General features: G+C 33.9%; 16 protein-coding genes. 4 read left to right on the top strand and 12 right to left on the bottom strand.

Going from position 1 to position 16442, the window contains the following annotated elements; all coding sequences use genetic code 11:
• Positions 1 to 59: 59 nt before the first annotated feature.
• From TD29_RS18005 to TD29_RS12755, 3 genes are all read right to left on the bottom strand, one after another.
• Positions 60 to 1604, bottom strand: a complete 1545-nt coding sequence (locus TD29_RS18005; protein ID WP_052467109.1) for a YggN family protein — start codon at positions 1602 to 1604, stop codon at positions 60 to 62.
• Positions 1605 to 1727: 123 nt separating this feature from the next.
• Positions 1728 to 2315, bottom strand: coding sequence for a hypothetical protein (locus TD29_RS12760; RefSeq protein WP_040281132.1), 588 nt, complete (start codon positions 2313 to 2315; stop codon positions 1728 to 1730).
• Positions 2299 to 2859: an RNA polymerase sigma factor gene (locus TD29_RS12755; protein ID WP_040281139.1), complete on the bottom strand. Its 561-nt coding sequence runs from the start codon at positions 2857 to 2859 to the stop codon at positions 2299 to 2301. Before TD29_RS12755 ends, TD29_RS12760 begins: the two co-directional genes overlap by 17 nt.
• Before the next feature lie 218 nt (positions 2860 to 3077).
• Here TD29_RS12755 and TD29_RS12750 point away from each other — a divergent pair, with 218 nt between their 5' ends.
• Entirely contained in the window at positions 3078 to 3644 is a 567-nt protein-coding gene (locus tag TD29_RS12750) for a DUF2911 domain-containing protein (protein WP_040281131.1), read from the top strand.
• Positions 3645 to 3650: 6 nt separating this feature from the next.
• Positions 3651 to 4730, top strand: a complete 1080-nt coding sequence (gene meaB, locus TD29_RS12745) for a methylmalonyl Co-A mutase-associated GTPase MeaB (protein ID WP_040281130.1) — start codon at positions 3651 to 3653, stop codon at positions 4728 to 4730.
• On the opposite strand, the gene TD29_RS12740 is transcribed toward meaB, so the two are convergent.
• On the bottom strand, positions 4720 to 5658 hold the full coding sequence (locus TD29_RS12740; RefSeq protein WP_040281129.1) for an NAD-dependent epimerase/dehydratase family protein: 939 nt from the start codon (positions 5656 to 5658) through the stop codon (positions 4720 to 4722). The two genes, meaB and TD29_RS12740, sit on opposite strands and share 11 nt — an antisense overlap.
• Positions 5659 to 5758: 100 nt before the next feature.
• On the opposite strand from TD29_RS12740, the gene TD29_RS12735 reads away from it, so the two are divergent.
• Positions 5759 to 6475 carry a glycosyltransferase family 2 protein gene (locus tag TD29_RS12735; RefSeq protein ID WP_040281128.1) on the top strand — a complete coding sequence of 239 codons (717 nt, stop codon included), beginning with the start codon at positions 5759 to 5761 and terminating at the stop codon, positions 6473 to 6475.
• Between the two features lie 3 nt (positions 6476 to 6478).
• Here the strand turns inward: TD29_RS12735 and TD29_RS12730 are convergent, their stop codons facing one another.
• The 8 genes from TD29_RS12730 to TD29_RS12695 all read right to left on the bottom strand — a co-directional run bounded on the left by TD29_RS12730 (position 6479) and on the right by TD29_RS12695 (position 14846).
• On the bottom strand, positions 6479 to 7051 hold the full coding sequence (locus TD29_RS12730; RefSeq protein ID WP_040281127.1) for a phosphatase PAP2 family protein: 573 nt from the start codon (positions 7049 to 7051) through the stop codon (positions 6479 to 6481).
• A complete protein-coding gene (locus TD29_RS12725) occupies positions 7051 to 7278 on the bottom strand; it encodes a hypothetical protein (RefSeq protein ID WP_040281126.1) in 228 nt (75 codons plus the stop codon). Before TD29_RS12725 ends, TD29_RS12730 begins: the two co-directional genes overlap by 1 nt.
• A gap of 65 nt (positions 7279 to 7343) precedes the next feature.
• A complete protein-coding gene (locus TD29_RS12720; RefSeq protein WP_052467108.1) occupies positions 7344 to 8717 on the bottom strand; it encodes an MATE family efflux transporter in 1374 nt (457 codons plus the stop codon).
• 320 nt (positions 8718 to 9037) lie between these two features.
• Positions 9038 to 10141, bottom strand: coding sequence for an ATP-grasp domain-containing protein (locus TD29_RS12715; protein ID WP_040281124.1), 1104 nt, complete (start codon positions 10139 to 10141; stop codon positions 9038 to 9040).
• 43 nt (positions 10142 to 10184) lie between these two features.
• The gene (locus TD29_RS12710) at positions 10185 to 11132 is read right to left on the bottom strand and encodes an NAD(P)H-dependent flavin oxidoreductase (RefSeq protein WP_040281123.1); all 948 of its coding nucleotides are present in this window, start codon (positions 11130 to 11132) and stop codon (positions 10185 to 10187) included.
• Entirely contained in the window at positions 11133 to 12737 is a 1605-nt protein-coding gene (locus tag TD29_RS12705) for a S8 family peptidase (RefSeq protein WP_040281122.1), read from the bottom strand. It abuts the gene before it with no gap.
• Positions 12738 to 12806: 69 nt separating this feature from the next.
• Positions 12807 to 14012 (bottom strand): tRNA 2-thiouridine(34) synthase MnmA, encoded by a 1206-nt coding sequence (gene mnmA / locus TD29_RS12700; protein WP_040281121.1) that lies wholly within the window; start codon positions 14010 to 14012, stop codon positions 12807 to 12809.
• 129 nt (positions 14013 to 14141) lie between these two features.
• The gene (locus TD29_RS12695) at positions 14142 to 14846 is read right to left on the bottom strand and encodes a toxin-antitoxin system YwqK family antitoxin (protein WP_040281120.1); all 705 of its coding nucleotides are present in this window, start codon (positions 14844 to 14846) and stop codon (positions 14142 to 14144) included.
• 83 nt (positions 14847 to 14929) lie between these two features.
• On the opposite strand from TD29_RS12695, the gene TD29_RS12690 reads away from it, so the two are divergent.
• A complete protein-coding gene (locus TD29_RS12690; RefSeq protein WP_040281119.1) occupies positions 14930 to 16339 on the top strand; it encodes a fasciclin domain-containing protein in 1410 nt (469 codons plus the stop codon).
• Positions 16340 to 16442 lie beyond the last annotated feature (103 nt).

Here is a 16442-nt window from a genome sequence, read left to right as displayed (position 1 = left end):
TTCAGAAGGAGGTACGACTGAAGAATCTTTCACTATTTTGAAGTGAGATAATAACAACTTTATTGTTTTAATGCAACATCACTAAATTTAGCATTAATCACAATGGTCTTACCAGACTTTGTTGCACTTGGATAATTATTGATGGTTTGTTGCGTGGTGAGTTCATCATTTAAACGCGAACGATTGCCTTTAAAATACATACTATAATCTACAGTATTACTCGGTAATTTGATAATGGCATCGCTATTCTCTAAAATAATGTTGAGAAGTTGAAAGGCATCCGAAATTTTTGATATCGACAAATCTCCAAAACTACCATCAATGATGGCAGTTCCAGTTAGATTATCAATATACATATTAGACGAGTTGCTGTTTAATCTCAAACTAGCAACCGTTTTAAGATGTGCGTCTTCAACATACTTTAAATTTAATTCGCCATCACTCCATGTTGAAATTTGAACAGGAGAGTAAGACACATTGATGGATGTATCAGTTCCATCTATGTGATTTGCAAATAGATTAGCGTGTGAAATATCTGCTTTTAGGTTATAAATAACAGAAGCCATTTTTAATTCACCATGTCTCACATTCAAATTTAATTTTGCGTCTTTTGGCATTTTTATTTTTATAGTACGTTTGACATCATTACCATGAGTTTCTGAACGATTTAATAAGCGTTCGCGACGTTTTTCATGAACTTCTTGTCGTTTTTCATGAACTTTCTCCATCTTTTCATGACGCTTTTCCATGGCTTTAGCTCTAAGCTCCATACGTTTCTCCATGGCACTCCCTCTTGCTTCCATTTGCTTACCGTACTTTTCTCCCCAAGCTTCCATTTTTTTAGACCATTCGCCATCAAAACGTTTTCCAAATTCTTCTCCCCAAGCTTCCATTTTTTTGCCATAGTCTTCGCCAAATTGCTTCCCAAATTTTTCACCCCAAACTTCCATACGTTTTTCATAAGCTGAAAAATCAACTTTAGCCATTTCTCGTCCCCAAGCTTTCATTTTTTCTCGATCTGCAGCAGGAAAATCGTTACTCCAGTTTTCGAGATAAGCCTCACCATCTTTCTTATACGCTTCAGCATCAAAAGTGACATTGGTTATACCGTTTGGTAGTTCTGGTAATTCTGGCATTTCTGGAGCTTCAGGCACTTCTAATCGCATCATTTCTGGCATTTCTGGGAGCTCAGGCATTTCTGGCATTTCTGGCATTTCTGGCATATCAGCTAATACTTCTAGTGCCTCTAATGCTTCTAACGATTCTAAATGACCCGATTCTGCATTAAAAAAACGCCAAGACCCATGTGACCCATCTGATGTAATTCTAACATTATTACCAGAACCTTCTACTTTGAGATCCCATGATTTTAATGCTTCTTCTAAATCTTCTTTTGATAGCTTTTCACCTTCTATAAATGCTTCTACTTCTAAGGTACTTTTGTTCCAAGTATCAATTTCTAATTGTACATAACTAGTATTGACATCGATTTCTACATCTTTAGTGACATCGATTTTCTTTGATACTTTGATTAACTTTTGTTGTGCTGCAACGCTTAAAATGCTACAGAAAAACAAGAGTGTTAGTAATTTATATGTTTTCATTTTTTGATTGTTTTTTTGTTCTGAAATCTTAGTTTTAAATACATTTCCTATTCTTTACATTCACTTTGATTACACTCGGCGAACAGGCGTTTTTTTATTTAAGCTAAAACTTTCAAAATTTGATTATGCTTTAATTTTTTCTTCTTCCGAAGTATTTAAATCATTTAATTGTTCTTTTAATCGATACAGTAAATTGAGTCTTAATTTAAGATTATCTATTAATGCGCTTACGGTTAATTCGTTTGGTCCATGATCGGTTAACTCTACCGAAAGGCGTTTGTATTCTTGATTTAACTCTGCTAATCTCACAACATAACCATCAAATAGCTCTTTATTTTCAGGAGTTTGCTTCACTTTAGACAATTCTAAATTGATATTAGCTAGATAGTAATCTTCAACCTTTTTAAAATCTGGTGAGATATCTCCTAGAGATTTCATTTGGTTATTTTTAGACGGGTTTTTGGTCTCGACGATTTCCGTAGAACTCTGCATGTCGTTTTCAAAGAATTTTGATGCTCCAAACCCTAAACCAATAAATATGACCATACCTGCAGCAATTTGTAAGACACTGAAACGTTTTTTGATTGTTTTTTTAACAGGTAGAGCTTCATCCAATTTTTCGAGAAAACGCGCTTGATGACCTTCGCTCATTTGTATTTGCGATTGTTCTTTTTGTTCTTCTTCAAATAATTTTCTAATATCTCGTGCCATTTTTAAGTGGTATTAACTGTTCTTTTAATTTCGATTTACCTCTTGAGAGTTGAGTTCTTGAGGCGACTTCGGAAATGTTTAAAATTTCAGAAATCTCCTGATGATCGTACCCTTCAACCAAATACAACATTATAACGTAACGGTATTTGTCTGGAAGTTTTTGAATCGCCAACTTAATCTCATCTAACTTTACTGTATCTTCTACTAACCATTCGTGTTGATAATCATCATCATCGACAACTTTGAGGTGCACCTCTTCCAATTCTTGCAAATGCTGCTTCTTGGATTTTAAGCAATCAATACTTTTATTAATCACGATACGTTTTAACCAAGCTCCAAAAGTGACTTCTGCTTTATACTGATTGAGTTTTGCAAATGCTTTTATAAAGGCTTCTTGTACGATATCTTCAGCTTCCATAGAATCCTTTACAAACCGCATAGCAACTGCATACATACCATCACAATATTGATTGTATAGTTTTAATTGCGCAGCGCGATTGTTCTGCTTGCATTGTTCAATGATGTCAATTTGAAGTGTCTTCAAATCTATTTTGGTTTGGTTACGCACCAAATAAATCAATTACATTTATTTGATACTAGTTCATTATAAAGACGACACAAAAAAAGGAGTGTTGCAAAAAATTTAAATAATTTTAAAAAATGATAAGAAATTTACACAAAATAGCGTTAAGTATTGATGTAGCATTTCAATTTCAATTATATTTGACTCTTGTTAGTTACAATTAAATCTTACTTTATATTATGTTTTTAAAACGCCTACTTATTTTCTTATTTATTGTTGCACTTGGGCTATTTCTATATTCTACTTTTGTTGAGAATATTTTTTCTCCACGATTAAGTCCGAAAGACACTGTAGAATTTAAACTTAACGACCTAAAATTAGAAGTTTTTTATAACAGGCCATCAAAAAAAGGACGTGACGTTTTTGGCGCTTTAGTACCTTATAATAAAGTTTGGAGAACAGGTGCCAATGAAGCCACTACATTTCAAACCAACAAGGACTTAATGATACAAGGTATTTATTTACCTAAAGGAAAATATACGTTATGGACAGTGCCTAAAGACTCTACATGGAATGTGATGTTTAACACAAAGCAGTACGCTTGGGGAGTTGACGAAGAAATGCAACCCATGTGGGACCCAAACAGCGACCTCTTAGAGATTGATGTACCTGTAGAAAAAATAAAAACTACTGTTGAGCAATTTACAATTGCGTTTGACAATTCTACAGATGACCTACAACTTACTATGGCTTGGGATAATACAAAAATTGCAGTACCTTTAATGGTTATTAAAGACCAAAATTAGAGGCATTTGTCTAAAAAATCGAAATCGACAGCATTGCATGAAACAGATGGTGTATCACAACCTGATATTACCAATGCATCTTCTATTAAACGTATTAAAGACAGAAGAAAAGCCAAGCTCGATACTACCACTTTAGTTGCTAAAATTTTAAAAGGTAACATTACTGCTTTAAGTAGAGCTATTACATTAGTAGAAAGCTCAAACCCTAAACATTTACAACAAGCTAACGACGTTATTAAATTGTGTTTACCACATGCAAACAAGTCGGTTAGAATTGGAATCACAGGTGTTCCTGGTGTAGGTAAAAGTACATTTATTGAAGCCTTTGGTTTGCATCTTACGTCTATTGGTAAAAAAGTAGCTGTGTTAGCAGTAGACCCAAGTAGTAGTTTGAGTAAAGGCAGTATTTTGGGTGATAAAACCCGAATGGAAGACTTGGTAAAGAATAACAATGCCTTTATAAGACCGTCACCCTCTGGAACCTCTCTTGGTGGTGTGGCACGTAAAACTCGAGAATCAATAATTTTATGTGAAGCAGCAGGTTTTGATACGATTGTTATTGAAACTGTAGGTGTTGGACAAAGTGAAACTGCGGTTCACAGTATGGTAGATTTCTTTTTACTACTGAAAATTGCTGGAGCAGGAGATGAACTCCAAGGCATTAAACGTGGGATTATTGAAATGGCAGATGCCATTGCCATCAACAAAGCCGATGGCGAGAATTTAAAAGCGGCTAAACTTGCTAAAGTAGAATTTAATAGAGCCTTGCATTTGTATCCACAAAAAGCCTCTAAATGGCAACCAAAAGTAAGTTTATGCAGCGCTTTACATCGAGAAGGCATTGATAAACTTTGGACGCTCATTTCAGAATATATAACACATACGACAGCGAACCATTATTTTGAAACACACCGCACTGAGCAGAATAAATTTTGGCTCCTGCAAACTATTGAAGACCGTTTAAAATCTGATTTTTTTAATCAAGCTGAAATTAAATTGGCCTTGAATGAACAATTAGAATTAATTGAAGATGGGAAAACAACACCTTTTGTTGCTGCCGAATATTTGTTGACACTTAAAAGTTAGCCTTATACCATTCCACTTGCTTTTTAACAGCGTCTAATAAAGTCGTTTGCGGATTGTAATTAAGCAACCTCTTTGCCTTATCGATATTAGCTTTGGTGCGTGATTGATCTCCTGGACGTTTTGGGATGATGTTGAGTTTTATTGAGGTTCCTAACACGTGTTCAACCGCTTCAATACCTTCTTTAGTGGTATGCTCTACTTCGGTTCCTAAGTTTATAATTTCTCCATTAACTTTAGATTCATTTTCTATGACACTAACCACACCATCTACAATATCATCAACATAAGTAAAACTACGTAAATGCTTATCGCTGCCTTCAAATAAAGGAAAAGCTTCTCCTTTTAGGCCTAAATCAATTAATTTGGTGTACATTTTCTCTGGTCGTTCTCTTGGACCTATAACCGAATACAGACGTAAAGAGCAAGCATTCATTTGTTTTTCTCTACTTTTTTGAAGTACTAACTGCTCTGCAGCTAATTTTGTCACACCATAATGAGATGCCGGTTTTGGTGCTTTATCTTCTGGAAAAGTTGCTTCTAACCCGTAGATTGATGATGTGCCAATATTTACAAAAAGCTTTAAGTCTTTGCATTGTAAGGCAAAATCAATTACATTTTTGGTAGCAATAATATTATTCTCAAAATAATCTTCAAAGGTAGAGCTTTGAGAAATTCCAGGTTGTGCTGCAAAATGAAAAATATAGTCGATATCTTTTGTGATGTTTTCTGCAAAATTGGAGTCACGCAGATCTTTTTTTAAAACTGAAACACCTTTTTCTATTAACCCTTTGGCATTTAAGTTCTTTAATTTCAGACTGTAATGGTCATTAAAATTATCTAAACCTAAGACGTCATGACCTAGGTTTTGTAGACGTTCTGCAGTGTGCGATCCAATAAAACCAGCAGCTCCTGTAACGAGTATTTTCATAGTATACTTTTGAAACCACAAAATAACAATTTTTAAATCAATCCTATTTACCATTGCGCAGATAAAAAATGAATATTTTTGTGTGAGTAACACATTTGAAATGGATTATAAATTTACTATTATCGTTCCTGTATACAATGAAGAAGAGAATATGGAACGCTTAGAAAAAGAGCTTTTAGACTATTTAAAATCTAGCAGTATTTTAACTAAAATACTTATTATTAATGATGGCTCAACTGATGGAAGTCAAATTTTAATAGAAACTATTTGTGAAAAATATTCAAATTTTGATTTTATACTTTTTAAAAATAATCAAGGATTGAGTACAGCATTAAAAGCAGGTTTTGACAGTGTTACAACAGCACTTGTTGGATATATTGATGCTGATTTACAAACAGCACCCAAAGATTTTAATTTGCTCCTAGAACATATTAACGATTATGATTTGGTTACAGGCGTTCGTCAACATAGAAAAGATCGTTTTATTAAAAATGCATCATCAACCATTGCCAACAGCATACGTCGTTTATTTACAAAGGATGGTATGGATGACACTGGCTGTCCGTTGAAAGTAATGCAAACAAATTATGCCAAACGCATCCCTATGTTTAAAGGTTTACATCGATTTTTGCCAGCTATGATTTTACTTCAAAACGGAACCGTAAAGCAGATCCCTGTTCAGCATTTTCCAAGAATTGCGGGAACTTCAAAGTTTGGGTTGAGAAAACGATTAATGTCACCATTAATTGATTGCTTTGCTTTTCTCTGGATGAAACAGAGAAACATCAATTATAATATTACAAAAAAGAGCTTCTAATTATTATTTTAATTGAAACCTAGACTGTAAATATTTATCTAATTTATAGAACAGTAGTCCAGAAAACAATCCAAATAGCATACCACTAGCTACATCAAGCGGATAATGCACTCCAATATAAATACGACTATAACCCATTGCTACAGCCCATGGAATCATTATTAAAAAGATATACTTATACTTTGATTTTAATAGTAAACTTATAAAAATGGCTAAGGACATTGAATTACTAGCATGCCCAGAAAAATAACCAAATCTTCCTCCACAATATGATTTAACCAATCTCATATATTCTGAAACACCTTCTTGATGACATGGCCTTAAGCGTTCAAACCCATGTTTAAACACATTTGTAATTTGATCTGTAAATGTGATCATTAAAGCAATTACTACTAGTGTTAGCACAAACATTTTTGAGTTGAGCCTTCTATACATAAGGTATGCTAGAATTGCATAAAAAGGAACCCAATTAAATTTTGTGGTATAAAACATCCAAAACCCATCCCAAGTTGTTGTACCTAATCCATTAAGGTATAAAAATAATTCTCTGTCGTATTCAATTAATTGTTCAATCATTAGTCATCGTATCTCGAAACTTCCCTATCGTAAAAATCGGTAGCTGCTTTAATTAAATTTTCGGCTTCTGCTTCAATTTCCTTTTGATCATGCTCATCAAATTCTTCAAACCATTCTACTTCATCATCTTCTAGATTGATTATAAATCTAGGAAAATCTGTATGAATGACGTAAATAGCATTTGGATGATCTGTATTATCACCGAGTATAAATTTTGGTAGTTCCATTCTTTAGTTTTAAATATTTAAAGTTATAAGTACTTAAAGTATTGAATACTCAAAGTTATGAAATCTTATGACTTTAGTATTAATTTTTTAGTTAGATAATTGAATCTGATAAACAATAGTATGGCAGCTGTTGTTAAACCCGCTAATAATCCAAGCCAAATGCCAAAGCTACCATAAACATGCTCTTTTCCGAGGAAAAAACTAATGGGAAACCCAACAACCCAATACGATATGAAGGTTATTACAGTTGGGATTTTCACATCTTGCAAGCCTCTTAAAGCTCCTAAAACAACGACTTGAATACCATCACTTATTTGAAAAATAGCTGCAGCTAACATTAATTTTGCCGCGATGGTTATAACTTCAGTATTGTCTACTAAATTTTTTGCATCATCATAATCTAGATATAGCTTAGGCAAAGCTTCATGAAAAATGAAGAAAAATGCCGCAAAACACACAGCTAAAATTGTAGTTAATAAAAATAAGGAAAATGCAATTCTACGAAGTTCTACAAATTGCCCTAAGCCTTTTTGATTACCAACTCTAATCATAGAAGCCACACTTATTCCCATAGCAACCATGAAGGTCATTGAAGATAGGTTTAAGGCGATTTGATTTGCGGCTAATGGGTTTTTACCCAGCAAACCACTTAACCATATAGCTGCCGTAAAAATGGCTACTTCAAAAAACATTTGCATGGCACTTGGTGTCCCTAAGTTTATTAACTTTCTTAGCATTAATTTGTCGAGAACAAAAAATTTAATGTTAATAACGAAGGCTTTAGACTTTTCTTTTTTGGTCAATAACCACCAAAGGTGAGCAACCATTATAAACCTAGAAATTAGAGTTCCGTAGGCTGCACCAACTATTCCTAATTCTGGGAAACCAAATTTTCCAAAAATTAAAATATAGTTAATTACTACGTTAACAACATTGGCTAAAATGGTAGCATACATAGGGTATTTAGTCATAGACAACCCGTCACTAAACTGTTTAAACGCTTGAAAAACTACTAATGGAATTAACGAAAATGCCACCAAATTAAGATAAGGTAGTGCTAATTCAACAACCTCAACCGGTTGTTTCATGAAATACAGCAGAGGTTTTGCAAAAAAGACGGTCAAGAATAATAGTACTCCTATAATTGTACAAAGAAATAACCCATGTTTGAATGATGATTTACCTTCTAAAAAATTATTAGAAGCATCTGCCTCTGCTACTAATGGTGTAATTGCCGTTGAAAAACCAATACCTATAGACATAGCAATAAACATAAAACTGTTTCCGAGAGACACTGCAGCCAATTCTGCGGTACCCAATTGACCTACCATTACGTTATCTACAAAACTCACAAATGTGTGACCTAACATCCCTAAAATAACTGGTGTCGCTAACTTTAAGTTGTAACTAAATTCTTTTGTGTATTGTGATAATATCAATGTATGGATTTTAGAAATGCGAAGTTAAATCAATAGAACTAGCTTACATAAAAGTTTACTTAGTTTTAGCAAAACAAAATTTTAATTGTTTGACTATTAAAAAGTTATGAACTGTAATTGTTAATAAGTTGAACGTTAAAATATATCTACATTTTAATCAAACCTTTATTTTTACAACTTGAATACCTTATTGTAGTAGGTTAGGTATTTGGGGCAGAAACTTTTTTAGCTATTATTTTAGAGGGATTTAAAAATTTTATTGTTAAAAAACGTTTCGTGCAAAAAGAGGCTTTGTCCTCTTTTTGCTTTTTTATATCATTTTAAAACCGTCTTCCTAACCACTCTCTAAACCTATAAAGTGTTGGTAATGGGTCATTTAAAAATGTTTTAGCCTCTGTATTATTCATAATATATTTTCTTCGGAAAATGAACAACGGATTTCGTTTAATAGACTTTAGCACACCTTTAAATCGCATGTGATGAATATTGTCATAATGCTCATCTGCCAATTCCTGATTTAAAGCTAACTGTACAGCTTTATGCGGAAAATTTATTCCTGCAAACATTGACCCTTCTACACTACCCCAGAAACGAGCATTGATTTCAATGAGCTTATAATCATTGGTGCTTTTATCATACCTCATGTCAATATGCGCTACTCCAGACCAATTGAGTTTAGACATTATTAATTTAGCAACATTGAGAACATCATCATTTTGCAAAAAATCGAAGGCTAATTGAGGAGCAAAATTGGAATGTCCTTTTAAGTTTCCTTTTTGTATGGTATAACTTAAAATGTCTCCATTTTGACACAACACACTACAATCTATATCATAACCTTCAATAAACTCTTGAATAAATACAGATTGATTATTTTGGTTTACATAAGTTTCTAATCCTGATTTAGTATCTATCTTTTGAATCCCGTCACCTCCTTTTTGACCTAGAGGTTTTACTAAAATTGGAAATTGAATGTTAGACAGAACGTCTTGTTTTTCCTTTTCCGAAGAAATAAAATAAGAATTTGGATGCGGAATACCATTAGCATTCGAAAAATCACTTAATCTCATTTTATCAATAGCTATTTCAAAATTTTGAGAATTAGGTAACGCAATAATCTTCGCAGAAGTTGAAATTTGATGGCCATGGTTTATAAAAAATAAAAACTCGCGCTCTGCAATTGGAAGTACCACAGCTATGGAGTTCTTTTCTATTTCAGCATTAATCGTTGTAACCCAATCTGCATCATTTGGTCTATCATAAAATTTATAGTAGCTGGTAAATTTAGAAAATTTGGTTGCTGTACGTTTTTTATTAGATAACACATATATGTTGTACCCTTTCACTTGAGAAAGGCACTGTATTACAGATAAAGCCCAAGTACTGTCTCCGTCTGGAATTAAAACATTACAACTTGCGGTCATTAATTATTTAGGATCAACATTAATTACTTCCAAATATAGTCTTTTAGACTTTAAATTGTTGCGCTTGGTTTTGAGCTAAGTGGAATTCTTTAATTAAATCTTCAATTATTTGGGCCGTAGGCTTAATATCATGTATTAATCCAGCAATTTGTCCAATCTCAAGTTCTCCATCTTCTAAATCGCCTTCAAACATGCCTCGTTTAGCTCTAGCTCTACCTAAAAGTAATTTTAAATCGTCTACAGTTGGCGCTTTTTTATAGAGTTCTTGCACATCTTGAAAGAATTTATTTTTTACGAGCCTCACAGGAGCTAATTCTTTTAAAGTTAATTGTGTATCACCTTCTTTAGCATCTACAACAACGTTTTTAAAAGCGTCATGAGCAGAAGACTCTGTGCTGGCTACAAATCGACTTCCAATTTGTGACGCATCTGCTCCTAAAAGCATAACAGCTAACATGGCATTACCAGTCGCAATACCTCCTGCTGCAATTAAAGGAATTTGAAGATGCTCTCTCACCATTGGTATCAAAGTTAAGGTTGTAGTTTCTTCTCTACCATTATGTCCTCCTGCTTCAAAACCTTCAGCAACAACCGCGTCTACACCTGCTTCTTGAGCTTTTAAAGCAAATTTCACACTACTTACCACATGTACAACGGTAATGCCTCGTTCTTTTAACCAAGGCGTCCATGTTTTTGGGTTTCCCGCAGATGTAAAAACGATCTTCACGCCTTCTTCTACGATGATATTCATAATCTCTTCAATGTTTGGATATAACATGGGCACATTAACACCAAAGGGTTTGTTGGTTGCGTTTTTACAGTGTTGAATATGTTCTCTCAACACATCAGGATACATTGATCCTGCGCCTATTAAACCCAGTGCTCCAGCATTGCTAGCTGCAGAAGCTAATTTCCAACCACTATTCCAAATCATACCTGCTTGGATGATTGGGTATTTAATTCCGAAGAGTTCTGTAATTTTATTTGCCATTTAAGATTTTATAAGTTTAATCGTTTTTGATGTATTACCTGATTGAATTGTCATAATATATAAGCCAGGAGCCATTGTAGACATATTTAATTGACTCGTTGATTCTGTAATATCTTGTTCGATAACCGTTTTTCCTAAAACATCAAAAACTCTTAACGTGCTTATTTCATTTACTGTTGGAATTTGAATATTTAATATATCAAACACAGGGTTAGGATAGACATTAAACTCAAAAAATGAATTTTCTTGTAAAGACAGACCAATATCTAAAGCCAATTGAAGATCTGGTATCCCATAACCAATTAAATAATCTGGTGTTGTATATTGAGATGCCGACCTACGAACATAGTCTTTAATTTCTTCATTTGTTGCATCTGGTAAAGCTTGCCATAACGATGCAATTCCTCCTGCCATTATTGGAGAGCTAAATGATGTGCCGTTATTATTTACAATAGTATTAGAATCATCTATGACAAAAGCTGCCAAACCACGTGCAGCAACATCTGGTTTTTGTGTGGTTTGAAATGCACTTCCCTGAGAACTAAATGCAGCATAGTTACCATCTGCATCAACTGCCGCAATACTCAAAACTCCTGTTGCGTCTGCTGGAGCACCTACACCACTTTCACCAGAATTCCCTGCAGATGTTACAACTAGAATTCCTTTTTCATTCGCCACATTTGCACCTCTTGTTATAAATGTTGTTGAGCCATCAAGCACTTCATTAGTATGGCTATAATTTGTGTTTTGGTAGGTTTTATAACCCAATGATGTATTGATAATATGAACACCTAAACTGTCACTTCGTTCTGCCGCTTCAACCCAATAGGCTTCTTCTACAGGAGTTTCACTAGCTGAATCTTCGGTTAAAAACAAATAATAAGACGCATCTGGAGCTGTACCAACAAATTGGTCTTGAACAAATCCAGCCATATCACTCAGCACTTTTGTACCATGATTATTATTTGCAAATGCATATACGTTAGCATCACGTCTTACAAAATCATAGCCATCTAATAAATCTCCATTATCACGTAAACGTTGAAAAGCTCCCATTGTGTCTACATTAGGAAATCCTGCATCTAATATTGCTACAACAATCCCTTCTCCTGTATAATCTTGAAGATGCAAAGCATCTGCATTTATCATTTCTACTTGATTAAGCGTATTTCCGTAGTTAAAATCAATATTAGTGGTTTCTATTTCAAATTTATCTTCGGAAATATCAACTCTTAAGGAATTTAAGCTCTCATCAGCAAAATGGATAGATTCTACAAAAGCAAAATCATCAACCAAAGCATTTATATCTTCCTCACTACCTCTAACATAGACCGCATTAAACCATTTAGATTTAGCAAAAACTGTTACACCTGTTTCAGGAGCTTTAAGCATTGCTATATAGGTTTCGTTAACAGGCACATCACGCTCATCAATAGCGATACCTTTTGCATTTTTTCTATCAATTGCTTGTTGCGTAAGAATTGAAATTGGATTATCAATTGAGGCTTGTACGTTTTCTTTTTGATTAAAATACACCCAAGCGTCTTGTTGAGCGAAGATTGTAAAGTGAGTAGATACAATAATTATAAGTAGGATTTTCTTCATAGCAATTTGTGTTTTATTAAAAAAATAGTCGTTTTTAACTAATAATCCTTAATATGAACGCAATGCAATTTAAGAAATTACTCCCGAACCTACTAATTCGTCATCGAGATACCAAGCCACAAATTGTCCCTCGGTTATTGCAGATTGCGGATTATCGAACTCCACATACAAACCGCTATCTAATTTATAAAGCGTTGCATTTTCTAAGGTTTGGCGGTAACGTATTCTAGCTTTAACCTTCATAGTATCGTTCACTTTGAGTGTTAAATCTTCACGAATCCAATGAAGTTCTTCATTTGTTACAAAGAGTGCGCTTTTAAAAAGTCCAGGATGTTTTTTACCTTGACCTGTGTAAATAACGTTGTCTTCAACATCTGTATCAATAACAAAAAGGGGTTCTACCGTTCCACCAACAGCGAGACCTTTTCGCTGTCCCTTTGTAAAATAATGCGCACCTTGATGTTGCCCTACTATGTTTCCGTCGGAAACTTTATAGTCTATTTTTCTTGTTAAGTGATTTAATTCTTCGGCTTTAGTTTCAAATTTTAAACTTTCGGCTTTATAAAGATCACTATCATTAGGAATTTCTACAATCACACCTTCTTTAGGTTTCAATTTTTGTTGTAAAAACTCAGGCAATCTAACTTTACCAATAAAACAAAGTCCTTGAGAATCCTTTTTATCTGCAGTCACCAAATCTAACTTGGTTGCAATTTCTCTAACTTCTGGTTTGGTTAATTCTCCTATTGGGAACAGTGCTTTAGCCAATTGTGCTTGAGATAACTGACATAAAAAATAAGATTGATCTTTATTAGTATCAACACCTGCTTGCAAATGATAGGTTTCTTGAGAAGAGCCATCAATGACATTGACCACAGAAGATACTCCTTTTCTACAATAATGACCAGTTGCAACATAATCTGCTCCAAGGTCTAAGGCTATTTTCATAAAGACATCAAACTTAATTTCTCTATTGCAAAGCACATCTGGATTTGGTGTTCTTCCCTTTTGGTATTCGTCAAACATATAATCTACAATACGTTCTTTGTATTGCTCGCTTAAATCTACAGTTTGGAACGGAATTCCTAATTTATCTGCGACTAACATCGCATCATTACTATCGTCTAACCAAGGACACTCATCTGAAATAGTCACAGAGTCATCATGCCAATTTTTCATAAATAAGCCAATCACTTCATAGCCTTGCTCTTTTAACAAATAAGCGGCAACGCTAGAATCTACTCCACCTGACAGTCCTACAATTACTCTTTTCATTTAACAACCCTTATATTATGGTATTTTGAAACATTAAAAGTGATGTTTCATCCTGCAAAATTAAGAAATAAAAATAGCAACATGAGTTATGTTGCTATTATAATTTACTATCTATAAAATAGGTTTTAACTATTGTTTATTAGGATTCTTACTTCGTTTGGTATGATCTTTAGTCTCTACAATTTTACCATTTTTGTAATAGTTCCAAATACCGTGTTTTAGATCATTTTTGTAAGCGCCTTCGGCTTGTAAGTTTCCATCAGAGTCATAATATTTACTAACACCATGAAGCTCATCGTTTTGGTACATAAACGCTTTTAAAACATTTCCGTTTTTAGCATACCAAGTTGATTTACCATGAAGTTTGCCTTCTTTGTAATTGGAAGATTCTGCAGTTGTTCCGTCAGGATAAAATACTAATTTTTCACCTTCTAGCTGCCCATTTTCATTATAGAACTCTGTAGACATAATACCTTTAGATTTATTATGATAATAAACCCATTTACCAGTATAAAGCTTTCCATTCATGGTACCTTCACTTATCAATTTACCTTTAGAAGATAGAAACTTTACTTCAGCTTTATTCGTCTCTTCTTTAAATACTTTTGTAGCACTTAAAACGCTTGAACCTTGATTAAGCGTGTAAAATTTAAAGGTGCCAACTTCTTTTCCATGGTTAAATTGACCTTCATATCTCAACTGTTTAGTCTTAGCAAAGTACTTTCTCCAAACACCATGCCTATTGCCTTGACTATCAAACTGATTTACCGACTCTTGCGCATAAGAAGTCAAACCACTAACTGTTAAAATAAATATAAAAATATAATGTCTCATGATGTTTTGTTTAATCTTTTTCTAAATTTGTTGAACAAAATTAATTTTAGATCAATAATGATAAATAACAAAAACTCAAAAAAATGAAAATTATTTCAAAAACATTCAAATTCTTGCCGTTATTTTTATTAGCTATCCTTATTACCTCTTGTAATAACGATGATGATAATACAATAACTGCACCAACATCATTAAACATAGTTGAAACAGCAATCGCGACTCCTGATCTTTCTAGTTTGGTTGCCGCTTTACAAGCTGCCGATGGTGATTTAGTCAACGTATTAAATGGTAATGGTCCTTTTACAGTATTAGCACCTACCAATGAAGCATTCGCAACATTTTTAAGCGACAACGGTTTTGCTAGTCTAGATGCTGTACCTACAGATGTATTATCTCAAGTTTTATTAAATCATGTGATATCTACTGAATTATCGTCTACAGACTTAATAGGATCAGGAGCAGGATACACAAACACAAATGCTACAGGAGCAGGAGGAAATGCCATGAGTATTTATTTTAATACGAGCAATGGTGTACAATTCAACAATGTTTCTACGGTAACTACTGCAGATATTGAAGCTTCTAATGGTACTGTACACATAGTGGATGCTGTTATTGCGTTACCTAGCATTGTAGATCATGCCATTGCAAATCCAGGTTTTGGAAGTTTAGTAGCTGCATTAGGAGCAGCAGATGGTGACTTAGTGAATGTATTAAGTGGAACTGGACCATTCACCGTATTAGCGCCAGATGATGCAGCCTTTACAACATTTTTAGATGGAACACCTTTAGGTGATGTGCCTTCAGATGCATTATCTAATATCTTATTAAATCATGTTCTTGCAGGTACAGTAACCTCAACAGATTTAGTTGGCTTAGGAAACACGTACACAAGTACCTCTGCAACAGGACCAGGAGGTAATGCTATTAGTTTATACTCAAACGTTGATGATGGTGTACGTTTTAATGGTGTATCATCTGTAGCAACGGCAGATGTTGTAGGTACAAATGGAATCATACATGCAGTAGACGCTGTGATTGATGTGCCATCTGTTGTAACATTTGCAACTGCAGATCCTAACTTTTCTACTTTGGTAACCGCTTTAACTAGCTTAACACCTGCTACAGACTTTGTAGCGACATTATCAACATCAAACGGAACAAGTCCAGCACCTTTTACTGTATTTGCTCCAACAAACGATGCCTTTGATGCTTTGGATGCTATTCCTGCTGAAGATGTTTTAACTCAAGTATTATTGCACCACGTTTTAGGAGATGCCAATGTCACTTCTGGAGATTTAACAGATGGTGTGTCACCAACAATGTTAAACGGTCAAGCTATTACAATCAATTTACCTGGTACAGGAAGTAACATTGCAAATGTCACTGATGCTGCAGGAAATACAGATATTGGTATAATTGCGGTAGATGTTCAAGCAGGAAATGGCGTTATACATGTTTTAAACAAAGTAATGCTACCAGCAGCAGATTAAATTATTATAAGTTCATTAAAAATGTAATGAATAGCACATTATAGTTAGTGATAAACGTAAATTAAAAGCCTTTAAATGATAACATTTAAAGGCTTTTTTTATA

Origin of the sequence: Psychroserpens damuponensis (genome assembly GCF_000826655.1) — a bacterium.
Lineage (GTDB): Bacteria > Bacteroidota > Bacteroidia > Flavobacteriales > Flavobacteriaceae > Psychroserpens > Psychroserpens damuponensis.
This window is presented reverse-complemented; position numbering and strand designations above follow the sequence as displayed.